Genomic DNA, 23,846 nt, shown 5'->3' on the forward strand with positions numbered 1-23,846 from the left:
GGTCGCCGCCAGTTGGCCCGCGCCCGAGGTCTCCTCGGCGCCACCCTGCGGCCTGGGGCCGTCCGCGGCGCCACCGGCGGGCTCGGCGCTCTCACTGGGCTTACCGGGCCCGCTGGGTTGCCGGGCTTGCCGCGCGCCGGGAGGATCTTGAAGTCGTACCGCTCGTGATGCGAGAGGCCGCAGGAGCCGTCCTGGCGGGAGAACATCCCCTCCACGATGGCGTAACCCGCCCCGGGCTTGGCCGAATTGATCGCACGGACGCGCAGCGGCAGCGTGACGGTGCTGTGCGCGGCGACGGGGAATCCGGTGAACTCGCTGTCGACCGTGGCGTCTTCGAAGCTCAGCCACCTGCCCGTCACGGGATTGCGGAGCTGCGCCTCCAACTCTTCGTACGGACGGTCGACGATCTCGGCGGAGGAGATGTACGGCTGCGGCCGGACCTTCTCCATGGCCTTGTCGGAGGTGTTGGTGACGGTGATGGAGGAATTGCTCCAGCCGGCACCGGCGACGAACCCGGACCGGAGCCCCTTGATCGCCATCTGGAGGTGCTGGGGCGCGCTCTCGCATCGGCCGTCCGGGGGAACCTCCTCGGAGGAGGACCCGCCGGGGGTGGTGCCGGGCTCGGTACCGGTTTCCTTCCCGGGCTTGGCGTCGGGCGCGGGCTTGGTGTGGTTCCCCGCAAGGTTCCCCGCACCGGGCTTCGTGGCCTCACCGGTCTCGGCGGTCGGGCCTCCGGTCCCGGACGACCCGCCCGGCCCCGTCGCCTCCTCCGGCCGCGCCGACCGGCCGCCGTGCTCCGGGCCGTCTGTCTTCTGCGGCTCGTGGGTGTGTGCCGGCGGTCTCGGGGCTTCCGTGGCGGACGCGGCGGCGGGCGTGACCTAGTACGGCGGCGGGTGCGATGACGGCTGCCGCCGCGGCGGCCGTCGGGGCTTGGCGTAACGTCATCAAGAAGACCTTGCTGAGATATCACCTGAGCTGTCAGGTGCTTGCGCAGCATGACTCCTGGCGGGCCGAAGGGTTGTGCGGTACGGCCGGTTATGGAAGGCAGATCACAGCGTCGCTGTGCGGCGACGGCTGCCGAGCGCACCGGACCCTTTGGCAGCCGCCCCCGACGGGCGACGGCTGGTAGCCCCCGGCCCGCACCGGGCAGGGATGCGGACATGACCGTCCTCGTCGGAACCTCCGGCTGGCAGTACAAGGACTGGCGCGGTGTCCTCTACCCGCCGGACCAGCCGCAGCGGCTGTGGCTCGAGGAGTACGCGCGGCAGTTCGCCACGGTCGAGAGCAACGCCGCCTTCTACCGGCTGCCCGAGGAGAAGACCTTCGCGGACTGGCGGGACCGTACCCCCGACGGGTTCGTGATGGCCGTCAAGGCCAGCCGCTATCTGACGCACATCAAGCGGCTGCGCGACCCGCAGGAGCCGGTCGGCCGGCTGATGTCGCGCGCCGCCCGTCTGGGCCCCCGGCTCGGGCCGGTCCTGCTCCAGCTGCCACCCACGCTGCACGCGGACGCCGGGCTGCTGGACACCTGCCTCGGCTGCTTCCCCGCCGACGCGCGAGTGGCGGTCGAACCCCGCCACCCCTCGTGGTGGACGACGGAGATCCGTGCCGTGCTGGAGCGGCGGGGCGCCGCGCTGTGCTGGGCGGACCGGCGCTCCCGGCCCGTGACGCCCCTCTGGCGGACCGCCGACTGGGGGTATCTGCGCCTTCACGGGGGCCGGGCACAATCCGGCCCCCGCTACGGCAAACAGGCGCTCGCCGGCTGGGCGCGGCGGATCGCCGACACCTGGCCGGACCGGGCCGACGTCTACACGTATTTCAACAACGATGTGGGCGGGGCAGCCGTCCTCGACGCCGTCCGGTTCGCCCGCGCCGCCTCGGCCGCCGGACGCTCCGTGAGCCGTACGCCGTCCGGGCGTGGCTCCGCCCGCTGACCGCGGGGCCGGGATATATCTGCGCTCGTACCGCCGGGGCGAGTGAACGAGGTGAGGCACGGATGATCCGCAGACGCGTGGTGGTCTCCGGAGACGTGCAGGGTGTGTTCTTCCGCGACACCTGCCGGCGCAAGGCGGACGAGCACGGCGTGGCCGGCTGGGTGCGGAATCTGCCGGACGGGACGGTCGAGGCCGTGTTCGAGGGGGAGCCCGAGCGCGTACAGGAGATGGTGGACTGGGCACGCGAGGGTCCCCCCATGGCGACCGTCAACACCGCGTCCGTCCAGGAGGAAGAGGCTGAGGGACTGACGGGCTTCGACATCCGGCCGGCCCCTGGCGGGTTCTAGGACCTGTCCGACGCGCCTGGTCCGTTCCCCGGGAAGGGCACGGTGGCGGCATCCGCCGACCGCTTCAGCTCATGAGGAGCGCCGCGTCCCAGCCGTTCCGCTCGGCCTGTGTGGTGCCCCGGCGGGCGTCGGCGTAGTCGGCCAGGACTAGGGCGATACCGGTGGCGCCGTCCAGCAGGCCGGGGTGGTGCATCCGGCGTGGTGCGGGCGGCGGCGAGGGGATAGACGCCGACGGGGGCCGCAGAACTTGGGGGTAGCCGAAGGGAGTTCGGTCATCGAATTCTGCGACGAGTTCCCGGGCGAGGTGGTCCGCGGTCTCCCACAATGTGGCGCGCCCGGTGGCGGCCGCCATGCGGACGGTGGTGTGCAGGATGCCGGCGCGGCCGTGGCAGAGGCCCGGGTCGTCGGACACCAGCGCGTCGTGTGGGCGGTGCACGAGGGCGCTGACCGCCTCCTCTGCCAGGGCCGACATCCGGTGGTCGTCGAGCGCCTGGCCGGCCAGATGGAGGGTCCAGGCGATGCCGGAGGTCCCGTAGCACCAACCGGGTCTGCTCCGAGCTCCTGTTACCGTTCCCGCTCCGGCTCCCGTTCCCGTTCCCGATTCGGCTTCCGATCCGGCTCCCGCTCCCGCTCCCGCTCCGGCTCCCGCTCCCGCTCCGGCTCCCGTTCCCGATCCCAGTCCCGTTCCCGCTTCAGGGGAGGGCCGGGGCCGGGGAGGCTCCCCGGGGTGATCCGGCACAGCGACGCGGCCGGGCCACTGCATGCCCCGGCCGTCGGTGTAGCCCACGCTCAGCACCCATTCGGCCATGCGGCGGATGGCGTCCTGCATGCCCGGTACCCGGTGTCCGGAGCGGTGCGCCAGTGACAGCAGCGCGAGCGGACCGCAAATCCCGTGGGCGGCACCGACGTTGCAGTCCCCTCCGGGGAACTCCTGGCGGTCGCGCGGGAGGAGATACCGGTCGGGTGCGCACCACCACCCCGGCACCTGGTGTCCGTCGCCATCTGCCGGCCGGACGGGGTGGCTGATGCCGATCAGAAAGTCCAGGACGTCGCCCAGTGCCTGTGCGCACCGCTCGTCGCCGTGGTCGGCCGCCAGCAGGAGGCCGCGTCCCTCTCCCGCCAGGCCGGCGATCACGTCGTAGTCGCCGTACGCCAGTCCGGGGCCGTGTTCCTGCCGTCGTGCCACCAGACGGGCCGCACGTGCCCGTACGTAGGCGGCGTGTACCTCGGCGGAGCGTGCCAGCAGGCGGGCGTATCCGCCGTGTGCGTTCGCGTGCAGCCGCGCGGGCAGCAGCAGGTCACCGACCGCGGCCGGGCCGGCCTCGGTGGTCGCCGCGACGGCCGCCGCGAGATGGGCGTGCCCGAGGGCCGCGTACCGGGCGTCGGTCCGGGCGCATCTGGTGTGCAGCAGGGCGATGCCGGGGTGTCCGGCCAGCAGTGAAGCGGGCTGCCAGCCGGGCAGCGGGAGGTCGGGCGGCAGCGTGGCGAAGGCGTCGCGGGCGGCGCCGGCCACCTGCTCCGGTGAGCTCAGCAGGTCGGCGACCCGGAACGCGATTCCCGACGCCGTGTCGCACAGAGCGTGGGGTGCGGTCACGGTCATCTGTTGTTCCTCTTCCGGCCGAGCCACAGTGCGAGCGCCTCACGGGCAGTCACATGTGCCGTCAGTTCCTGTTCGGGCCGGGGACCGAGCAGCCGGTTGCAGTGCAGATGCGCCAGGCTCCGGCCGATCCGTCCCGTCCGGTCGGGGTCCGCTTCCGCGGCGGAGAGCACGTCGCGCAGACCGGTGAGCGACGGGCCGCGGGTGCTCCATCCCACGCCCCAGCCGTCCGCGGCGGCCGGCGGCCGGGGCCTGGCGTGCGGGCCCAGCAGAGCGGCGACGGCCTGTTTCCGGTCTCGCGTTACGTCGCCCCGGCGCTCCAGCACCGACGGGCTGCTCAGCCAGCGGAGCGCCTGGTCCGGGGAGCCGAGGTGGGTGAGGATGTCGAGGATGCCCAGCGCGGCCGGCAACGCCGGATCGCCCAGCTGGTCGGGGGCCATGGCCAGCAGGGTGACGACGGACTCGCTGTCGGCGTGGAAGAACCGCTCGGCGTGCTCGATCGCGGCCGGTCCGCCGTACCGCTGGACCTCGGGCTCGTAGGTGTCCAGGACCATCTTCGAGAGCAGCCCCGCCTCCTCGCGTGCCTGTGCCCAGGCGTGGAGTGCGGGCAGCAGTACCGGCCACAGGGCTTCCGGCTTCCCGTGGAAACGCAGCCGGATGTGAGGCGCCGGATCCTCGTAACGGACGAAGAACCAGAGGTCGGCGCCCGCTCTGCGCAGCAGTCCGGGGTCGGTCAGCGGTGCGAGGTGGCGGGCCAGCAGCTCCGGCTGGCGGGCCTGGGGCGCATAGATCTTCGCGTAGAGCCACTCGCCACCGGGCAGGTGCGCCCGCGTTCCGCGGCCGCTGTCCGTGCCGTCCGTCAGGAGCGGGACCGGCGCGGCCAGGGGAAGGACCTGCCCGGCACCGTGCGGCGCTTCGTGACGGGCAGGCCCGGCGAAGAGCGGGAAGAAGAACTCGGCGGCATGGGGGCCTTCCGGTCCCCGGAACCACTGTCTCTGCGCGCGGTCCCCGAACTGTTCCACCAGCGTCAGGCCGGGCGCCCGCCGCACCTCGTCACGGAGGACCATGAGGTGCAGGGGGTCGTCGAGGTCGACCGCGACGCGGTGGTCGGCCTTGGTGACCAGCACCTGCCGTGGGACGTCCCAGCGCCGCCGCCACCGGCCGACCTGTTCGCCCCACTCCCCGTCCTCCCGGCCGGCCGCGGCGACCAGGGCCCGGTCCGGCAGCCATCGTGCGGGGGAGAGCACGGTCCGGCCGTGGCGCACCCGGGGCAGCGCGGGAGCCGAGGCCCAGCTTCCCCAGCTCCACGGTGCGCAGAAGGCCCGCCCTTCCTGCCCGATGTCCAGCAGGAACCGGGCCACGTGCGGAAGATGGCCGCTGCCCGGGTTGAGCATCGAGTAGGAGAGCGGCCGCACCCTGCGGCCCGACGGCCTGTCCATGAGGTGGAGGCTGTCCGCGTCGGCGCACACCGCCAGGTTCTCCAGGCGCAGATCGTGTGCCGTCCCGGACTCGGCGGGGCCGACGCCCAACGGGATGCGATGGGACAGCCACTGCGGGACGGCGGACACATTGGCCGAGCGCGCCACCCTGGGCCGGTAGGCGACACAGGCAGGGATCTCGCCGGGCGCCGCGGTCCGCTCGGCCCGCAGGGCCAGCTCCTGGATCCGCCCGGCCGCCGCCCGGCCGAGCACCGGCGCGAACCGGCTGAAGATCGCTCCGGCCAGCGGCGACACCGCCTGAGGCGCGAGCACCAGATGGAAGTCCCCGCCGTCCAGGGCCTCCCGGCCCGCTGCCACCAGCTCGGCCCCCACCTCCATGCTCAGGGGGGCCGGTCCGCGCTCCGCCGGTTCCAGGGCGCGTACGGTCTCCTCGTCGAGCACCACTTCCCGGCTGCCGCGGCGGGCGGCGTCCATCAGCAGCTCACCCAGCACGCGATCGCGCGCGACGGCCTCGGGGGAGAGCGGGGCGGGCGGCGGGGCACTGTGCTGACGGTAGCCGGGGGGCAGCCCCAGGCCCCGGGTGTCGTCGAGCAGTTCCAGGACCGGGACCGGTCGGTCGGTGCCGTACCGCTCCAGGAACGCCAGATGGTAGTCGCGGAGGCAGGGATTGCCCCGGTGAACGGGAGAGGTCCGCCACAGCACCGTCGCGGCGCGTTCCGCTTCCCGGCCCACGTCGTACGGCAGGGTCGGCCGCATCTCCAGCGCCAGGTCCGTGTGGAGAACGTCCGTGGCCGGCCGCACCGCACGCATCCGCTCGGAGACCGTGGTCAGCCGGGTACGCCGGGCGTCCGGCGGCGTGGCGTCCAGTGCGTCCAACTCGGCCTTGATGGCATGCAATTGACTTGCCGTCGGGTGGTCGGCTCCGTGCAGCCGGTCGCACACATGGGCCAGGGGCGTGGTGCAGTCGGGCGGCGGTATCAGGTCGCTGAGCAGGAAGTGGCCGCGTACGAGCTGCGCGATGCTGTTTTCGACCGCGCCCTCGGGGGCCTGCGGGAACTGCCGCTTTCCGTCTTCCACCAGCTCGGGGAAGGGGGTGGGCAGTGCCGTGGCCGCCAGGAGGTGCCGGACCACCCGGGTGTGGCGCACCGAGCCCGACAACTGCCGTTTCCCGGCGCGGTCATGGCGGTCGACCAGGACCAGCCGGCCGTCCCGTACGGTGTGCAGGTTGTTGGCCGTCAGCCGCGAACGCTCCAGTACGGCCGGGACGTCGAGCAGTGTCTCCAGCACGCCGTCCAGCCAGTCCGCGTCCGGCCGGGTCACACTGCGAACGCCACCGGCCGGTCCCGGCGAGGGCGCGGATCCGAAGCCGGCGAGTGCTACGCCCGCGAAGAGGCCGAACGGGGTCGGACGGTGGGACATCCGCGAGTGGTACTTCGTCAGGGACACCGCGATACGGCGCAGGGACTTGAGCCTGAGCCGCTCTCCCGCGACGACCCGGGCGACATCCGCCGCCAGGCTCGCGCTGGCCAGGCCCACCGCCTCCATGAGGCGTGGATCGGCGGCGAGACGGGTCACCTGCCGGTGCAGCCAGCCCTCTTCGTCCGGGGTTCCGACGGGCGGCCGGGACTGCCGGGCCGGTGCGTCCTCCGAGGGCAGCGGGAGGGCCGCCGCTCGTACCAGGGCCACCTCCCCGCACGTGAATTCGACGTCGGTCCTGCCGCTCACGATTCTCCCCGCCCCGTTCCACCCCTGCCGCCGCGCCCGCCGAGGGTGCGGGGCGGCGGGCCGAAGTCCTCGGCGCCGCCCCGCACTCGCACCTCAGCAGTGCCAGGAGGTGACGGGACAGACCTGCGTCATGAGCTTCGACTCCTGCGCACTCATGGCGACCGTGGCCGAATCCGTGATTTCCATGTCGAGGTCGAGGTCGAATTCGTCCATGCTGGTGATGATGTTCTCCATGGTCCCCTCCAAAGAAAGATGCTTTAATCCCGGAGCATTCCCGGTTGTTGCGGAGGTATTTCGCAACCGCCGGAATATTCCACCGGAGGGCGCATGTCGTGTCAAGCTTCGGAGGCATGCTCCGGTTAATGTGACCGGAATGGCTAAATCCGGTTCGTTGGGAATTCCCTTGCAGCGGCCGGATTTCGCCGACGAATTGCCCTCGCCGCAACAGGGCGAGTGAGCTCCGCCTCCCCGGAAAACGAGCACCCGAGAGCTGCCGGGAATTCGCGTCGGCAAAACCGCTTGTGCGCACGTGAGCGGATATGCCTAATTTCCAGGGCGCGAAAAAGGCGAGGAAGGGTGATTTCTCCCGCCCTCCCGGAGAGGGGCGGGTTCAGAGGAAGTCGATTTCGGAAGTGAGTCGCACCCCGGTGCGGCGCAGCACCTCCTGGAACACGATGTCGACCGCCTGACGGAAGCCGGCGGCGGTCGCACCCTCCTCGGCGACCAGGGTGTAGTGCAGCGAGGAAATCCGTACGCCCGGGACGATCGGGCGGCGCAGCCCGAAGCCGGCCTGCCGGATGAGCCAGCTCGCGCTCACCCTGACCGAGCCGTCGGGGAAACGGTTCACCGGCGCGTGACGTGCCCGCAGGCTGTCGGCCTGTGCGGGGGAGATCTCGGGGCTGAGGAACACACTGCCGACCGACCGGTCGTCGGTGCCGCTGCAACCCAGCACCATGCCCTTGCTCCGTCGGACGGTGAGCACCGCCTGGGCCACCTCGTCCAGTGGCACCCTGCTGCCGACCGGGACATCGAGTGCGGCGGCGACCGTACGGTAGGTGACCGGTGCGCTCAGCTCCGACCGGCGCAGCGCGAAGACCAGGCTCAGCACCGTCCACCGACGGGAGCGTTTGAAGACGCTGGTGCGGTGGCCCAGCCCGCATTCCGCGGCATCCATGGTCACCATGCGGCGCAACGTCCGGTCCCACGCCGTCACCTGCACCAAGGTGTCGGCGGTCTCCTGACCGTAGGCGCCGACATTCTGGATCGGTGTGGCGCCGGTGGTCCCGGGGATGCCCACAAGCATCTCCATACCGGTGAGGCCCTCGGCGATGGTGGTGGCGACCAGATCGGCGAGCAGATGACCGGCCTGGACCTCGACCAGCACCCGTCCATCGGCGGTGTTCCCGGCCATACGTACGCCCTTGGTGCTCATCCGCAGCACGGCGCTGTGGCATCCGGCATCGCTGACCAGCACATTGCTCCCCTCGCCCAGGCAGACGGGCTCGCCGGGGAAGGTGTCGGCCAGCGCCACGAACTCGGGGAAGTCCGCGGGGTCGTGCAGCTCGATGAGGGCCGCAGCCGGTCCTCCGATGCCCAGCGTGGTCATCGGGGCAAGGGGTGCCTCGTGAATGACTCGCATATGTTCCTGCTTCTCCTGGATGCCGTTCCGGGGTGGGGGGTCCTGCCAAAGGGGACGCGGTGGTGAAGGGGCGTCCCTCAGTCTGTGACGAGCGGGACGGCTGCCCGTGCCACTGCACTGCCGGTGGGGGCCGACGGGCTCACTGACACGCCCTGGGGTTCACCGTCTAGCACGCCGTCCGGGCCCGGTCCGCGTCCAGCAGATCGTCGGCCCGTTGCACGATCTCGCGCGCCACCGGGGTGTCATACCGCCCGAACCGCCCCCGTAGTGCCATGAGCCGGGAGTGGGCGCGCTGTGAGGTGACGCTCTCGGCCAGGGTCAGCGCATCCGCGGCGGCCTCCGCGGCGCCGTCGACCTCGCGGTGCGCCAGCCGCGCCTCGGCCAGCGAGGCGCTGTGCAGCAGAAGGTTGCGTGGCTGGCTGCCCCGGAGCAAGTCGATCCCGTGGGCGAGATGCCACTCCGCCCGCCGGGGGCGCCCCAACTCCAGCCAGGCCCGCCCGGCATCGGCCACCATCACCGCGGGCGTCAGCCAATAGGCCCACGGCGGGTCGGACGAGGGCCGGCCGGCCCGGCTCAGCTCGGCGGCCTCCTCCAAGGCCCGCTGACAGCCCGCTTCGTCGCCGAGGCTCGCCTGGGCTCTGGCCTCGCGCGTCGCCAGCAGCGCCCGGCCGATGCCCATGTCCTCCTGCGCCGACCCCTTGCGCGCGATGCGGATCAGACGCAGCGCCTCCTCCGCCCGCCCGGCCCAGGCGGCCCGGTAGCTCATACAGGAGATGATGTACGCGGCGAGCGGCCGGTCCCCGGCGGCACGTGCGGCGCCCAGAGCGGTCAGAAAGCGGGAATTGCTCAGCTCGTCCATGCCCTGGTCGGCGGTCAACCAGGCGGTCAGCTGGCCGAGTTCGGCGATGATCCGGTGCAGTCGCAGGCCGGTCGCGGGGCCGTAGGAGTACGTGCCGGCCAGCTTCTTCGCCCACTGCAGATCCTGGAGCGCCCAGTCCAGTACGAGCCCGCTGCTGCAACTGTCGTCCAGCTGACGCAGCTGCTGGATCCTGGCGGTCAGCATGTCGACCGCGACATCCGGGACCTCGGCGCCGCGCGTGCGGGAGGGCGGCGGAGCGTCGTCGGCCACCAGCCAGTCCACCGACGCGGTGACCGGGTCCAGTGCGGCCGGGCGAGCGGCGGACGAGAGGGTGCGCCGCTGAGCGGGGATGTGCTGACAGGGTGGTGCCGCGGCCGGGAAGTGCTCCGGCCACAGCGCTTCGACCGCGACGGACTCGCCGAGCTGGTCGGAAAGGATCTTGGCGACGATGTACGGCAGCCGACGCCGGGGACAGGCCCCCTTCAGCCAGTTGTAGGGGGCTTTGCTGCTGATGGTGCCGGTGCCGCACCTCTTGTTGATCTCCCGTGCAAGCCGCTCCGGCGGCCAGGATAATCGCGCCAGGCAGGACGCTAAGACGGACGTATCGTTCATCGACGGCAAACCTCGACCGCAGCGGTATTCGACGCCGGACCGGTGGTGTCCGGGGCAGGATCGGTCAGCTCCGGCGACTGCCGGGGGAGCTCTGGTGTGGTGTCAGACCTGGGCCGGATCGGGCCGACGGTGTGCATAACTGCTTTCCACGCCCCCCTGCCGAGAACTGCCGATCCATACTAGGGATTCCCCGGCTCAGCAGGGCGAATCTGTGACGACAGACACAGCAACTGCCCATGTGGTGCGGGTGCGTTGTGTTTGCACGAGGCGGCGGGCCAGGGGCTCAGACCCGGTGCAGTTTCCGCGCCGGGCCGGCGTCCGGCAGCGCGGCCGGGCGCAGCGCCCTCCAGTAGAGCGCGACCCCGACGGCCAGTACGGCGACCGCGAAGAGGAACGGTGCGTGGAACGATCCGGTCGCCTGGGCCAGCCGGCCGGTGAGCAGGACGCCGCCGGCGGTGGCCGCCGTGTTGAGGAAGTTCATCAGTCCGCTGACCGCCCCCACCGTCCCCGGAGGTGCGAGCAGTCCAGGCAGACCCCAGGCGACGGGCGCGGCGATGGCCAGGCCCGCCAGGGACAGGGACATCCAGACGACGGCGACGGCGGGGGACCCGGCACTCCCCGCGGCGCCGATCGTCGCGCCGAGCGCCAGCCCGCACGTCAGCACGGTCTTGCGGACCGTCCACGGGTTGCGGCCCCGGCGCACCAGCCGGTCCACCAGCCAGCCCCCGACGATGAGTTCGGCCACCGTCGCCACCGCCCACGGAATCATCGAGTAGATGCCGGACTGGAGCAGCCGCACTCCGAACTCCCGCTGAAGGAACTCCGGCATCCAGGTCAGCACGATGTTGATGGTGTAGCCGTAACAGGCGAAACCGCAGGACAGGAGCCAGATCCTGCCGGAGCGCAGCGCCGAGCGGAACTGCCGGGCCCCGCCCCTGTCGAGGTCCCGTGCCCCGCCCTCGAGGATGAACTCCCGCTCCGCCGGACGCAGCGAGCGGGCCGCGGACGGGTCCCGGTAACCCCACCACCACACGGCGGTGAACAGCACGCTGATCACGGAGGTGAAGAGGAAACCGGCCCGCCAGCCCCACTCGCTCATCACGAACGCCAGCACCGGGAACGCCACCATGTTGGCCAGCTTGGTGGCTCCGTCGAACATCGCCGTCGCCATACCGCGCTCGCTGAGGGGAAACCACGCCGCGGTCGCCTTGGAGGCGCCGACCATCGAGGGCCCCTCGGCCACCCCGAGCAGCAGCCGTGCCGCGATGATCGGGCCGACCCCGCCGGCCACCGCGGTCAGCAGACCGGCAACGGCCCATAACGCGGAAGCGATCCGGGTGAGCCGCGAGACTCCCAGGAGGTCCACCAGCAGGCCGGCGGGTAACTGGACCAGGCAGTACGACCACGTGAAGGCCGAGAGCACCACACCGAGCTGCTGGAGGTCCAGCCCGAAGTCGGCGGCGATCGAGGAACTCGCCACCGATATCGCGGTGCGGTCGAGGAAGTTGACGAGTATGCCTCCGGCGAGCAGTCCACCCATCGCCCAACGGGTGCCTCCACGGGGTTCCACGAGCGTGAACCAGCCTTTCCTGGTGCGGCCGTCACGGAGCGCGGGACGGCCTGGGGTGCCTTGGCGAAGGTCCCGCCGGGGCTTCCCGGACGCGAGGCCGGTGACGAGCTGACCGGAGTGACCGGCCTGGTGGGCGAGACGCCGACCATGGTGATCACAACTGAGGCCGGACCGGTACCGTGCGCCGAACAATGGCCGGAATGCGCGAACGAGCCCGGTGGGAGCCCGGGGCAGGGCGCGAGGGCCGGGGGCAGCCACGGAGGCGTCCGGCTGCTCCCGCACCAACGCGGCTCGGGCCGGTCGTGCGGGAGTGCGCGGGCGCCGGTGGTGGCCGGCGGCGGGGTGGCCGTTACGAGACGATGTCCCGCAGCGGCTTGCCCGCCAGGTGGTCGATGACGTTCTGGACGGCGGCCAGGGCGATGCGGACCAGCGTCTCGCGGGTGACACCCGCGACATGCGGGGAGAGCACCACGTTCGGGGCCTTGAGCAGGCGCAGGGCCACCGTGGGCGGTTCGGGGTCGAAGACGTCGATACCGGCGCCGGCGAGGGCCCCGGATGTCAGGGCGTCCGCGAGGGCGTCCTGGTCGATGAGGGCGCCGCGGGCCGTGTTGATCACGAAAGCGGTGGGCTTGAGCAGGGCCAGGCGTTCCGCGTCGAGGAGGTTGCGGGTCGCGTCGGTGAGCGGGGCGTGCAGGGTGACGTAGTCGGAGGTGCGCAGCAGTTCGTCGAGGCTCAGATGCCGGGCACCGCCGAGGCGGGCCGCGGTCTCCGGGGCCACCGGCCGCGGCCCGGCGTAGACGATGTGCATGTCGAACGCGACGGCCCGGCGGGCGACTTCCTCGCCGATGTGGCCCAGGCCGATGATGCCGAGGGTCTTGCCGGACAGCTCGGTGATGGACTGCTGGAGGCGCGGCAGCGCCCAGTCGGCCTCGACGAGGGCCGTGTGGGCGGGGACCAGCTGCTTGGCCAGGGCGAGCATCAGGGCGAAGGTCTGCTCGGCGACGTTCTGTTTCTCCGCGCCGCTGGAGCCGATGTTGCAGACGGGGATGCCCCTTTGGCGGGCCGCGTCCAGGTCGACGTAGTCGAAGCCGTGGCTGGCGCACTGGACGAGCTCCAGGGACGGTGCGGCGGCGAGGTGTTCGGCGGTGACCGGAGCCAGACCGGTGATGAGGAGATGGGCGTCGCGCAGGGCCGCCGGGTCCTCGTCGGTGCTCTCGACGACGGTGACCCGGGTCCGCCCGGGGAAGAGGCCGGCCAGCGCGGCGCCGGCGGCGCGGCCACCGACGTGCGGCGAGACGACGGCGAGGACGTGGTGCACGGTGTGCGGCTCCGTGGCGGGGGCCGGGTCCGGCGTGGTGGTCATGCGGACTCCTTGATGAGGTCGTCGGCGGTCAGCGTGGCCGGTCGGGAGTGCCCGGACAGTGCGAGGGTCAGGTCGAGTTCGGCGAGCAGACAGCGGATGACATGCTCGACGCCCGCCTGGCCGTCGAGGCCGAGCCCATAGGCGTACGGCCGCCCCACCAGCACCGACTTCGCGCCCAGGGCCAGCGCCTTGAAGATGTCGTCGCCGGTACGGATGCCGCTGTCGAAGAGCACGGTGAGCCGGTCGGCCGCCGCCTCGACGACCCGGGGCAGCGCATCGGCGGCGGCGACGGAGCCCGCCATCTGGCGGCCGCCGTGGTTGGAGACGACCACACCGTCCATGCCCGCCTCGGCGGCCCGCAGGGCGTCCTCCGGGTGCAGGATGCCCTTGAGCACGATCGGGCCGTCCCAGTTCTCGCGCAGGAACGCCAGGTCGGGCCAGGTCTTGGCGGGGTCGGCGAACATCCCCAGGAAGTGCATGACGGCCGCGTTCGGGTCCTCGTGGACCGGTTTGGCGAGGCCCGCCCGGAACGCGGGATCGGTGAAGTAGTTGGCGGTGCCCACGCCGTGCAGGAACGGCAGGTACGCCTGGTCGAGATCGCGCGGCCGCCAGGCGAGGAGCGGGGTGTCGAGCGTGACGAACAGGGCGGTGTAGCCGGCCGCTTTCGCGCGGGTCAGAAAGCTCCTGGTGACCTCGCGGTCCTTCGCCCAGTACAGCTGGAACCACCGCTCCCCGCCACCCATCGCCTCGGCGACCTCTTCCATGGGGGTGCTGGAGGCGGAGGACAGGATGTACGGAACGCCCTGCGCCGCCGCGGCCCGTGCGGCACCGGGCTCTGCCTCCGGATGCATGATCGACAGCACGCCCACCGGCGCGAGCGCGAGCGGCGCGGGCAGGTTGCGGCCCAACACCTCGACGGACAGATCGCGTTCGTCCACCTCGCGGAGCATGCGGGGGACGATCCGGCGGCGGTGCAGTGCCGCCCGGTTGGCGTCGGCGGTGCTGCCGGTGCCCGCGCTGCCCGCCACATAGCCGACCGGGCCGGGGCCGAGGCGCCGCTCCGCGAGCTCCTCCAGGCGCGTCAGATCGGTCGGCAGCCGCGGCACGGCGCCCGTCATGCCGTGGAGATAGATCTCGTACTGGAAGTCCGCCCAGTGCTTCGCCATCCGTACGTCCCGCCTCTCGTCGCTGAGACTGCGTGCTCACCCGAGATCCTGGCGACAGTGACAACACCCGTCCACCGTGGTGCGCACAACACGCGGGTGGAATCATCACCCTGTGATGAAGGAACGGGAACGTATCCGCCAGCAGCTGATCGCCGCTCCGCGGGTCGTCGCGGCGATCCTCACCGCCGTGCGCGAGCAGGTCCCGGCCTACGCCGTGCTCGACGACAGCCGGCTCCAGGAGGTGCGTGCCATCGCCGCCTGGGCGCTGGACCGGCTGCTCCATCTCTGGGTCACCGACAGTGCACTCACCCCGGCCGACCTCCGGCGGTTCCGCGGTATCGCGGCGGCGCGGGCCGCGGACGGCCGCCCGATGCAGGCGGTCCTGCGGGCCTACCGCGTCGCGGCGACGGTGATGACGGACGAGGTCGCGGCCGCCACACCCCCGCCGGGCGCACCGGATGCCTTCGCACTCGCCCGGATGGCGCTGACCACCCTCGACACGCTCGCCGAGGAGATGGCCACGGCCTATACCGCCACCAGCGAAGATCTCACCGCGGACCACGACCGCGCGCTGCGGCTGCTCCTCGACGACCTGATCGCGGGGCGGCACGCCTCCGTCGGCGCGCTGACCGACCGGGCCGCCCGCTTGGGACGGCAACTGCCCGACCCCTACTGCCTCTTGGTGGCGGAGCCGGCCGACGGGGACGGCGCGGCCGTGACGCAGGAGACGGCCGTCGGGCTCCTCGTCTCGCTCGACGGCCACGGCGGTGAGGCCACCTCGCTGGCGACGGTCCGGGGCTCGCGCGTGGTCCTGCTGGTGCCCGCCGCGGCCGGTGGGGCCGCTCCGCGGGCGCTGGGCGAGCGGGGCCTGCGCGGCTGTGCCATCTCGGGCGAGAGCCCGGACCGTATCGCCGTCGCCTACCGGCTCGCGGCCGATGCCCTGGACACGGCGCCCGCGCACGCCCACCACCCGGCGCGGGTCCTGACGGACGGTGACGCCCAGGTGCTGGCGCTGCTCGGCGGACGTCCCGCCGGCACTCCCGACCAGATCGGCCGGCTGATCCTCGGCCCGCTCGTCCAGCCCGGCCGCCACCACCTCATGGAAGCGCTCACGACCTACCTCGACACGGGCTCCGCGAACGCCGCCGCCCGAAGGCTCGGCCTCCATCCCCAGTCGCTGCGCTACCGCCTGCGCCGCATCAGCGACCTCACCACGCGGGACCCGCGCGACCCCTGGCAGCGTCTCACGCTGGACATCGCCCGGACGATCGCCCACTGAGGCGCCGACGGCGCCGTCCGGTCCGCCCTGGCCCCCTGGTCCGCCCATGGCCCGCCAGGGAATACGGGACGGCCCTCGGTCGTCCTAGCCGTCCTTGTGGGCCTTGAGCTTCTGCCACACCGTGCTCAGCGCTTCGAGGTCCTCATGGTCGAGGAGGTCGGTGAAGACCGGGGCCAGGCAGGAGCGGCGGGTGGCTTCGGCCTCCTCGAAGAGCTGGTGGCCCTCCGGGGTGAGAGACACCTCGACGGAGCGTGCGTCACGTGCGGAGGGGGTGCGGGTGACCAGCCCGCGGCTCTGCAGGGCGTCCACGACGCGGGAGACCTGGCTGCGGCTGAGCATGGTGCTGTTCCCGAGCACGGAGGCCGGGACCGGGTCCGGGCTGGAGGCGAGCCAGAGCATCACCTCGAACCAGGAGACCGGCAGGTCGTGGGCCTTGGTCAGGGCGCGGTCCACGCGTTCGGTGAGGACGGTTCCGGCCCAGACCAGCCCGTAGAACGCGTGGTCGGCCACGGGCATCTCGGCCTGGGTGAGCTTCCTTTTCGCCATGCGGCAAGGCTACCGGTTGCGTGTGCGCGCACGTAATGTCTATGGTGTGTGTACACGCACTTAATTTGCTCCGTCATACGGAGCCGAAAGGTCTGCCATGTCTTCCAAGGTTGCTCTGATCACCGGCACGTCCTCCGGCATCGGCCTGGCCGCCGCGGTCGCCGCGGCGCGGGCCGGCTGGCAGGTCGTGGCGACGCTGCGCGACACCGGCCGTGCCGCCGCGCTGCGCGAGGCGGCCGCGGAGGCGGGGGTGGAGCTCGATGTCCGGCAGCTCGATGTCACCGACGAGGATTCCGTTGCCGCCGCGGTCGAAGGGGTGATCGCCGATCACGGCCGCCTCGACGCCGTGATCAACAATGCGGGGGCCGGACACCTCGGCACCCTGGAGAACGAGGCCGTCGCCGAGGTGCGCAAGGTGATGGAGGTCAACTTCTTCGGCGTGCTGCATGTCTCGAAGGCGGCGCTGCCTCATCTGCGCGCCACCGGCGGTCGTCTGGTCACCGTCACCAGCGTCGGCGGGGTCGTCGGGCAGCCCTTCAACGAGGCCTACTGTGCGGCCAAGTTCGCCGTCGAGGGCTATATGGAGAGTCTGGCGCCGGTGGCGGCGCGGCTCGGGGTGACGGTCTCCGTCGTCGAGCCCGGCGCCGTGGCGACCGAGTTCGTCAACAACATCGGGGTCGACCTGGAGGGCGAGGTCGCCGCCGCGGGCCCGTACGCGGACGCGCTGAAGGCGTACCTGGACCGCACCGTCGCGCAGTTCGCCGGCAGCGCGCAGACCCCGGCCGAGGCCGCCGAGGCCGTACTGGAGGCGCTCACCGCGGACCGTCCCGCGTTCCGCATCCAGACGTCGGACTGGGCGCGCGGCTTCACCGGCACCAAGCTCACCGACCTGGACGGCTCGGCGGTGCTCGGCCTGACGGGTGGCTGGGTGGGCTGACCCGGTGCGGCCGCGTCCGGTCCCAGGGCCCTGCGTCCGGCCCATCCGGCTGGTGCGCGCGCAGTGCTTCACGCGATACGGGGATTGTCATGGCCCGGGTTCTCTTGACGAAGAGGGCCCGGGTCGAAAATTTATGCTGAAGACATTCCCCGGAATTCCCCATTTCTGCCGCCGTATTTGACTGCGGAGTGGAAAGGGTTGTGCCGTGGCCCTCGCCCGGACGTCGCCGGCCTGGCTCCGATTGGTCTTGACCACTTGCCCGCTCGGCTGACGGTCGCCCCGGAAAGCTGTGCCCAGCATCTATTTCCCGCTCTTCTTGCGGGCGGCAGGTGCGGCGAAACACCGTCGTGCCTGCCCGCGCGCGAGTTCGCTTTCCGGTGCGGTCTGCCAACTCCGTTCGGATATCGCATGGTTGGCAGGACCGCCGGGGGTGAAGGGCCCGGTTTTCTCCCGCTTTGACACGGCCGACGTGGCGGGGGTGAGAACGGGAGCGTTCCGGAGTGTTCCGGAATGAATTGACCGTTTCGGTCCTGTCCGGAACGCCGTCGAGTGACGGGGGTTCAGAGAGTCAAGGCACACCTCGCTTCCATATCGTTCTTGCTTCGATTCTTGACGGTAGGGCCGCAGATAGCGTTCACTTCAGCCGTTCTGGGCCGGTCAGGCGGCCCCTTTGGAGGTACCGGAAATGAATGCAATAATGCGGCGCGCCCTCACCGGCGCAATGGCGCTTTCGCTCGCGGCGCCCTTGGCGGCCTGTGGGAGTGAGCAACAGGACGCCGGCGCCGGCAAGGATTCCATCGGGCTGCTCCTGCCGGAGAGCAAAGCGGCCCGGTACGAGAAGTTCGACCGCCGCATTATTTCTTCGCGCATTGCTTCGCTCTGCCTCGAATGCAAGCTCGACTACCACAATGCCGAGCAGAAGGTCGACGCCCAGAAGAGACAGTTCGACGCCCTCGTGGACAAGGGTGTCAAGGTCATCATCCTGGACCCGGTCGACGCCGCGGCGGTCAAGGGCTGGGTGGACTCGGCCGCCAAGAAGGGCGTCAAGGTCATCGCATACGACCGGCTCGCCGAGGGCGATGTCGCGGCTTATGTCTCCTACGACAACGAGAAGATCGGCCGGCTCCAGGGGCAGGGGATTCTCGCCGCCCTCGGTTCCCAGGCGGCCACTTCCGACGTCGTCATGATGAACGGTTCCCCGACCGACCCGAACGCGCCGTCCTACAAGAAGGGCGCGCACAGCGTCCTCGACGGCAAGGTCCACAAGATCGTCTACGAGAAGGACATCCCCGACTGGTCCGCGAAGGCGGCCAAGAAGGAGATGACCGACGTCATCAACGCCGAGGGGCCGGAGGGTTTTGACGTGGTCTACTCGGCCAACGACGGTATGGCGGGCGGTATCGCCGCTGCACTCAAGTCGGCCGGTCTCAAGAATGTGCCGCTCGGTGGCCAGGACGCCGAACTCCCCGCGTTGCAGCGGCTGGTGGCCGGCACCCAGTCCTTCACGATTTACAAGGAAGTCAGGCCGGAGGCCGAAACCGCCGCCGAAATCGCCTTCCGCCTGCTGCGCGGCAAGAGCATCAAGTCCCTGACGTCGACCACCGCCGACAACAGCAGCAAGTCCGGTATCCCCGCCACGCTGTTCAAGGCGCAGATCGTCACCCGGAAGAACATGAAGGACACCGTCGTCCGCGACGGCACGGTCCGGACCGACTTGCTCTGCGCCGGCGACCTCGCCGCCGAATGCAAGTCCCTCGGCCTGGAGTGACCGCGCCGGTCAGGGGGAAGAGCGGACCGGCTGCCCGAGCCACTCGTACGCGGCCCGCGCCGTGAATTCCCCCTGACCGCCCTTGAACAGCAGCCCGGCGCTCGTGAACGCCGGGTCGTCGGCGGTGGCGGCCACATACGGGACGGCGATGCACCGCATCCCCGCCCGGTGTGCCGCGCGCGCACCGGGCGCCGCGTCCTCCAGCACCACACAGTCCCCGGGATCGACACCGAGCCGGCGCGCCGCCTCCAGGAACACATCCGGCTCGGGCTTGCCACGGGCCACCTCTTCGGCGGACACGATCGTGGTCAGCAGCGCATCGAGACCGGTACCGGCCAGCACCGCCCGGATCGCGGGCCGGGACGAGCCGGACGCCACCGCCATCGGATGCCCGGCCGCCGACAGTCGCTCCACGAAAGCGCGCATCTCGGGGAAGACCGCGGTGTGCGCCCGCGCCAGCTCCAGATAGGTGCCGTTCTGGCCCTCCAGCAGCTCCTCGACCGGCGCGTCGATACCGAACTCCCGGCTGAGGATCTCCAGCGTCTCGCGGGTGCCGATGCCGATGAAGCGCGTGTGGTGCTCCCAGCTGAAGTCCGGCACGCCGTACCCGGCCAGCAGCCGGCGCCCGGCCTCGTAGTAGTTGGGCTCGCTGTCGACCAGCGTGCCGTCGAGGTCGAAGATCACCGGAGCGGGTGGGGCCGGCGCGGCCGGGGACGCGGGGGAGCTGCTCATACCCACCAGGATGCCAAGCGGCGCCTCATCGCGGCCCCGCGGCGGTGCCCACCGCCTCGACCAGCGGCAGCATCCGGTGCGGCACCCGCTCGCGCAGCGCCACTTCCGTACGGGTGCGGACCACGCCCGGCACGCTGATCAGCTGCTGGATCACATCCTCCAGATGCGCCGCGTCCCGTGCCACCACCCGGGTCAGCAGGTCCCCGCCACCGGTCGTCGAGAACGCCTCGATGATCTGCGGGACCTCCGCCAGCGCGTCGGCCACCTCCTCCAGATGCCCCTGGGTGACCTCGATGTGGACGAAGGCGAGCACGGGGTGGCCGAGCCCCGCGGGGGACAGCAGGGGGCTGTAGGCGGTGATCACGCCGTCCCGTTCGAGGCGGTCGAGGCGCGCCTGGACGGTTCCCCGGGCGACACCGAGGAGACGCGCGTACTCCCGCACGCTAGTGCGCGGCTGCTCCAGCAGCAGCCGCAGGATCCTGGCATCGAGGGCATCCACGGCCATCCTGCAACGGCTCCTCACAAGGTCGGCTTCCTGGGCGTCGTGACTGTACCAATGGCCCAGTCAAGTCGGTGCAGGGTGAGCGATCGGCTGACGGCAGCCGAGCTCCAGCGCCGCTGGAGAGGTACTGAAGTCCCGGGCGGAAGAGTGGGCCGTGACCGGGTCGCCTTCCGTGGCGGTCGGCGTTCAGCGGAGGGAGCAGCCGTGTCGCAGGTGGTACGGGCAACGGAAAGTCAGGTCACCGGGGACCTCTACGCCGAGGTGCGGACCTTCTACGCGCGCCAGATGCGCCGCGTGGACGCCCTGGACATCGAGGGCTTCGCCGCGACGTTCACCGAGGACGGTGAAGTGCTGCACGCCAACGGCGAGTTGGCGAAGGGGCGGGAGGCCATGGTCGCCGGGATGCGGGCGGCGCTGCCCCGCTACCGAGACATCGCCGTACGGCACTGGTTCGACCATCTGCTGATCGAGCCCGTCGGCCGGCAGGGGGAAGAGCTGAGGGTGTCGTACTACTCCCTGGTCACCCGGACCGACCGGGAGGGCGTGGTGACCTTCGAACCGACCTTCACGGTCGAGGATGTGCTGGTGCGACGGGACGGGCAGCTGCTGACGCAGTCGCGGGTGATCCACCGCGACAGCCCGGTCGCCTTCTGACGGCACGGCCCCCGGTACGGCGTGAGGCGCGGACAGCGGTACGCGCAGGGGGAGTCCGGTGGCGCACGCGGCGGCGAGGGCGGTGGGAGTTCTCCCACCGCCCTCGCCGCTTGCCGGGACGCGGTCGCCGCCCCGACGGGGGAGCGGCGTCAGGCGTGGCAGGCCGGGAGACGGCCGAGGTAGGCGACCATCTCCTGGAAGGAGGCCGCGACGTCGATACGGGCGCCGGGCGGCAGACCCGTGGCCTCGGCGTAGGCGCGGTGCAGGTTGCCGACCAGGCGCTCGGCGTCCACCAGGCCGGCGAAGCGGCCCAGTTCGGTGGCGCGGGCCGTTTCCAGCGGGCTGCGGCCGGCCCGCAGACCGTCCTCGGCCAGCCGGCCCACCCAGCGCAGATAGTCCTCCGTGGCGTCCAGTACCTCGGGCCCGGCGACCGGGCCGTGGCCGCAGACCACGGTCTCGGGCCCCAAGGCGCGCAGCCGCTCCAGGGCGCGCAGGGAACCGGTGAGGGAGCCCATCAGGACGTAGGGCGTCACCTGGGACCACACCACGTCGCCGGTGAACAGCACCTTGCGTTCGGGCACCCAGACGACCACGTCGTCGGCGGTGTGGGCCGGGCCGACGTGGAGCAGCTCGACGCTCAGTTCACCGGCCCGCAGCGTCAGCCGCTCGGTGAACGTCTGGTCGGGGAGGGCGAGGGTGACCTCGCCCCAGTCGACGTCCGGCCACAGGTGGCACAGACCGAGCCCCGACTCGGCCATGTCGCTGCGGGTCCCCTCATGGGAGATGACCGTGGCGCGGGGGGTGAAGAGGGAGTTGCCGAAGACATGATCGCCGTGGAAGTGGGTGTTGACCACGGTGTCCGGGCCGCCGGGCGCCACGCGTGTCACCTCGTCGCGCAGCCGCTCGGCCCTGGCGCGGGTCGCGACCGTGTCGACGAGGACGCACCTGCCGCCTCCTGTGATCACTCCGGCGTTGTTCAGACACCAGCCGCCGTCGGGCTGTTCGTAGACGAAGACGCCGTCGGCCAGCTCCCGCAGGGTGGGCGCTTCGACCGTCGGCAGCGGGGCGCGGAGGGCGGCGACGGGGGCGTTCACGCGGTCTCCTGGACGCCGGAGAGCCGGGTGTAGCGGCCCTGGTGGAAGACCAGCGGCCGGGCCCGGTCGGTCGCGCGGTGCACGGACACCACCCGGCCGATCAGCAGGACGTGGTCCCCGGCCTCGTATTCGCTGTCCAGCCGGCATTCGAAGGCGGCCACGGCGGACGGAATGACGGCATTGCCGGTGGTGCCCTCGACGGCGCCGATGCGGGCCATCGCCTGCTGCCCCTCGGGGCGGTCCGGGCGGGCGAACTCCGTGGAGAGCCGGTGGTGCTGCTCGCCGAGTACGTTGACGGCGTAGCCGCCGCCGTGCCGGATCCTCGGCCGCATCCGGCCTTCCTTCTTCACGGACACCAGGATCAGCAGCGGGTCGAGGGAGACCGAGGCGAGGCTGTTGAGCGTCATCACGATCGTCCCGTCGCCGATGCCCTGGGTCAGCAGGGTGACGCCGGTGGGGAAGTTCCCCATCGCCGCCCGGAACGTGGCGGTGTCGGGAACTTCCAGGAGGGTGGTGCCGGGGTCGGTCATCGGTGGGGCTCCGTCTCTGTCGTCCGCGGCGGGGTGCCGGATCAGTAATTGCCGAGTCCGCCGCAGACGTTGAGCGCCTGAGCGGTGACCGAGGCGGCGGCGTCGGTGGTCAAGTAGCCCACCAGGCCGGCCACTTCCTCGGGGGTGACATAGCGGCCGGTCGGGATCCTGGCCTCGAACCTGTCCTGGACGTCCCGTTCCGAGATGCCGAAGTACTCGGCGTGGCCCTGGCGTACGCGCTGTGCCATCGGCGTCTCGACGAAACCGGGGCAGACCGCGTTGACGGTGATCCCGGTCTTGGCGAGTTCCAGACCGACGGCCTTGCTGAAGCCGACGACGCCGTGCTTCGAGGCGGAGTACGGCGCCGCCAGCACCACTCCCTGCTTGCCGCCGGTCGACGCGATATTGATGATCCGGCCCCAGGTGCCGTCCTGCATCCGCCCGGTGGTCAGCACCTCGCGGGTGACCCGGAACACGCTGTTGAGGTTGATGTCGATGACATCGAGCCAGGTCGCGTCGTCGATCTTCGCGGTCTCGCCGCCGCCGTTGCGCCCCGCGTTGTTGACGAGGATGTCGATGCGGCCGTAGGTCTCGACGGCCTGCCGGACCGCCGCGCGGATCTGCTCCGGTGAGGAGACGTCGCAGGTGGTACCCGAGACCTCCAGCCCCTCCGCGCGCAGTCGCTTGACGGTGCTGTGCACATTCTCCTCGCCCCGGGACACGCCGAACACGGCACTGCCCTGACGGGCCAGCAGCTCGGTGACGGCCAGGCCGATCCCGCTGGTGGCGCCGGTGACGAAGGCGACTCGTCGTGGTGCGTCAGTCATGGTGCTCTCCCGTTGTCGTGGCCGCGGACTGCCGACGGTGGCGGCGCGGCCTTGCGCGGATCTCGACTGCCTCTGGAGCGTTGCGGCGGGGGCAGCGACCGTGCGGGTGGCGTACGGCGGAGGTCGAGCGGGGCTCGACGCGGTGTCGAGGCGGACGGGTCAGCGTGCCGGTGCGCCCAGCCCTGAAGGAATGAAGGAGGAGCCGTGCCCGAGCAGACACAGGCACCGACACCGCCGCAGACGATCCCGGACGTACGCAAGTCGGTGACGGTCGCGGCCACACCCGAGCACTGCTTCAAGGTGTTCACCGAGCGGCCCGCCGACTGGTGGCCGCCGTCGCACATCCTCGTCAAGAAGGAACGCGCCGGCCTCGCCTTCGAACCCGGCGTCGGCGGCCGCTACTACGAGTGGGACGTGGACGGCAACGAGATCGCCTGGGGCCGGGTCCTGGAGTGGGACCCGCCGCGCCGCCTCGTGATGACCTGGCGCATCGACGGGCACTGGCAGTCGATCCCGGACGACGAGCGGGCGAGCGAGATCGAGGTCGACTTCACGGCCGTCGACGCCCACACCACGAAGGTGGAGCTGGCCCACGTCAAGCTGCACCGGCACGGCGAGGGCGCGTTCGGCATCTTCAAGGCCCTGGACGGGCCGAGCCCGGGGGAGACGCTGGAGCGGTTCGCCCGCGCCATCTGACAGCCGACGGCAGAAGACAGACGGCAGACG

21 protein-coding genes are annotated in these 23,846 nt (G+C 71.5%); 7 read left to right on the forward strand and 14 right to left on the reverse strand.

All coding sequences use genetic code 11. The features are described from left to right. Positions 1 to 1,160: 1,160 nt before the first annotated feature. Together K7C20_RS32395 and K7C20_RS32400 are read left to right on the forward strand one after the other, a co-directional pair. Positions 1,161 to 1,934 carry a DUF72 domain-containing protein gene (locus K7C20_RS32395; protein ID WP_053209164.1) on the forward strand — a complete coding sequence of 258 codons (774 nt, stop codon included), beginning with the start codon at positions 1,161 to 1,163 and terminating at the stop codon, positions 1,932 to 1,934. Between the two features lie 62 nt (positions 1,935 to 1,996). Next, positions 1,997 to 2,281 (forward strand): acylphosphatase, encoded by a 285-nt coding sequence (locus tag K7C20_RS32400; RefSeq protein WP_030077612.1) that lies wholly within the window; start codon positions 1,997 to 1,999, stop codon positions 2,279 to 2,281. 64 nt (positions 2,282 to 2,345) lie between these two features. Here the strand turns inward: K7C20_RS32400 and K7C20_RS32405 are convergent, their stop codons facing one another. From K7C20_RS32405 to K7C20_RS32440, 8 genes are all read right to left on the reverse strand, one after another. Further along, positions 2,346 to 3,881 carry a lanthionine synthetase C family protein gene (locus tag K7C20_RS32405; RefSeq protein ID WP_053209165.1) on the reverse strand — a complete coding sequence of 512 codons (1,536 nt, stop codon included), beginning with the start codon at positions 3,879 to 3,881 and terminating at the stop codon, positions 2,346 to 2,348. Then, positions 3,878 to 7,042 (reverse strand): lantibiotic dehydratase, encoded by a 3,165-nt coding sequence (locus K7C20_RS32410; RefSeq protein ID WP_048828943.1) that lies wholly within the window; start codon positions 7,040 to 7,042, stop codon positions 3,878 to 3,880. Before K7C20_RS32410 ends, K7C20_RS32405 begins: the two co-directional genes overlap by 4 nt. Before the next feature lie 93 nt (positions 7,043 to 7,135). Continuing rightward, entirely contained in the window at positions 7,136 to 7,276 is a 141-nt protein-coding gene (locus K7C20_RS32415; protein WP_160328710.1) for a hypothetical protein, read from the reverse strand. A gap of 376 nt (positions 7,277 to 7,652) precedes the next feature. Further along, entirely contained in the window at positions 7,653 to 8,762 is a 1,110-nt protein-coding gene (locus K7C20_RS32420; protein ID WP_342452568.1) for a UDP-N-acetylmuramate dehydrogenase, read from the reverse strand. Between the two features lie 85 nt (positions 8,763 to 8,847). Further along, complete coding sequence (locus K7C20_RS32425) at positions 8,848 to 10,152, reverse strand: hypothetical protein (protein WP_053209166.1); 1,305 nt, start codon at positions 10,150 to 10,152, stop codon at positions 8,848 to 8,850. 283 nt (positions 10,153 to 10,435) lie between these two features. Further along, positions 10,436 to 11,722, reverse strand: a complete 1,287-nt coding sequence (locus tag K7C20_RS32430) for an MFS transporter (protein ID WP_246655320.1) — start codon at positions 11,720 to 11,722, stop codon at positions 10,436 to 10,438. A gap of 349 nt (positions 11,723 to 12,071) precedes the next feature. Continuing rightward, complete coding sequence (locus K7C20_RS32435; protein WP_048828942.1) at positions 12,072 to 13,085, reverse strand: 2-hydroxyacid dehydrogenase; 1,014 nt, start codon at positions 13,083 to 13,085, stop codon at positions 12,072 to 12,074. Beyond that, positions 13,082 to 14,251 carry a lactate 2-monooxygenase gene (locus tag K7C20_RS32440; protein WP_053209167.1) on the reverse strand — a complete coding sequence of 390 codons (1,170 nt, stop codon included), beginning with the start codon at positions 14,249 to 14,251 and terminating at the stop codon, positions 13,082 to 13,084. Before K7C20_RS32440 ends, K7C20_RS32435 begins: the two co-directional genes overlap by 4 nt. 115 nt (positions 14,252 to 14,366) lie before the next feature. Between K7C20_RS32440 and K7C20_RS32445 the strand changes: the two genes are divergently transcribed. Continuing rightward, on the forward strand, positions 14,367 to 15,530 hold the full coding sequence (locus tag K7C20_RS32445; protein ID WP_053209168.1) for a PucR family transcriptional regulator: 1,164 nt from the start codon (positions 14,367 to 14,369) through the stop codon (positions 15,528 to 15,530). An 84-nt stretch (positions 15,531 to 15,614) separates the two neighbouring features. Here the strand turns inward: K7C20_RS32445 and K7C20_RS32450 are convergent, their stop codons facing one another. Then, positions 15,615 to 16,076 carry a MarR family winged helix-turn-helix transcriptional regulator gene (locus K7C20_RS32450; protein WP_030077593.1) on the reverse strand — a complete coding sequence of 154 codons (462 nt, stop codon included), beginning with the start codon at positions 16,074 to 16,076 and terminating at the stop codon, positions 15,615 to 15,617. A gap of 97 nt (positions 16,077 to 16,173) precedes the next feature. On the opposite strand from K7C20_RS32450, the gene K7C20_RS32455 reads away from it, so the two are divergent. Both K7C20_RS32455 and K7C20_RS32460 read left to right on the forward strand, forming a co-directional pair. Further along, positions 16,174 to 17,013 (forward strand): SDR family NAD(P)-dependent oxidoreductase, encoded by an 840-nt coding sequence (locus K7C20_RS32455; RefSeq protein ID WP_053209169.1) that lies wholly within the window; start codon positions 16,174 to 16,176, stop codon positions 17,011 to 17,013. 685 nt (positions 17,014 to 17,698) lie between these two features. After that, entirely contained in the window at positions 17,699 to 18,781 is a 1,083-nt protein-coding gene (locus K7C20_RS32460; RefSeq protein WP_030077590.1) for a sugar ABC transporter substrate-binding protein, read from the forward strand. Between the two features lie 9 nt (positions 18,782 to 18,790). Here the strand turns inward: K7C20_RS32460 and K7C20_RS32465 are convergent, their stop codons facing one another. Beyond that, entirely contained in the window at positions 18,791 to 19,513 is a 723-nt protein-coding gene (locus K7C20_RS32465) for an HAD family hydrolase (RefSeq protein WP_053209170.1), read from the reverse strand. Positions 19,514 to 19,538: 25 nt separating this feature from the next. Continuing rightward, positions 19,539 to 20,018 carry an Lrp/AsnC family transcriptional regulator gene (locus K7C20_RS32470; protein ID WP_053209171.1) on the reverse strand — a complete coding sequence of 160 codons (480 nt, stop codon included), beginning with the start codon at positions 20,016 to 20,018 and terminating at the stop codon, positions 19,539 to 19,541. A 201-nt stretch (positions 20,019 to 20,219) separates the two neighbouring features. On the opposite strand from K7C20_RS32470, the gene K7C20_RS32475 reads away from it, so the two are divergent. Next, the gene (locus K7C20_RS32475) at positions 20,220 to 20,669 is read left to right on the forward strand and encodes a nuclear transport factor 2 family protein (RefSeq protein WP_030077584.1); all 450 of its coding nucleotides are present in this window, start codon (positions 20,220 to 20,222) and stop codon (positions 20,667 to 20,669) included. Positions 20,670 to 20,818: 149 nt separating this feature from the next. Here the strand turns inward: K7C20_RS32475 and K7C20_RS32480 are convergent, their stop codons facing one another. Genes K7C20_RS32480 through K7C20_RS32490 form a run of 3 tightly spaced genes read right to left on the reverse strand, consistent with a single transcriptional unit; the run spans position 20,819 to position 23,120 of the window. Beyond that, positions 20,819 to 21,763, reverse strand: a complete 945-nt coding sequence (locus K7C20_RS32480) for an MBL fold metallo-hydrolase (protein WP_245171118.1) — start codon at positions 21,761 to 21,763, stop codon at positions 20,819 to 20,821. Beyond that, the gene (locus K7C20_RS32485; RefSeq protein ID WP_030077581.1) at positions 21,760 to 22,293 is read right to left on the reverse strand and encodes a flavin reductase family protein; all 534 of its coding nucleotides are present in this window, start codon (positions 22,291 to 22,293) and stop codon (positions 21,760 to 21,762) included. Before K7C20_RS32485 ends, K7C20_RS32480 begins: the two co-directional genes overlap by 4 nt. A 41-nt stretch (positions 22,294 to 22,334) precedes the next feature. Continuing rightward, the gene (locus tag K7C20_RS32490; protein WP_030077580.1) at positions 22,335 to 23,120 is read right to left on the reverse strand and encodes an SDR family NAD(P)-dependent oxidoreductase; all 786 of its coding nucleotides are present in this window, start codon (positions 23,118 to 23,120) and stop codon (positions 22,335 to 22,337) included. 204 nt (positions 23,121 to 23,324) lie between these two features. On the opposite strand from K7C20_RS32490, the gene K7C20_RS32495 reads away from it, so the two are divergent. Continuing rightward, positions 23,325 to 23,816 (forward strand): SRPBCC family protein, encoded by a 492-nt coding sequence (locus K7C20_RS32495; protein ID WP_048828939.1) that lies wholly within the window; start codon positions 23,325 to 23,327, stop codon positions 23,814 to 23,816. Positions 23,817 to 23,846: the final 30 nt, after the last annotated feature.

This window comes from Streptomyces decoyicus (genome assembly GCF_019880305.1).
GTDB lineage: Bacteria > Actinomycetota > Actinomycetes > Streptomycetales > Streptomycetaceae > Streptomyces > Streptomyces decoyicus.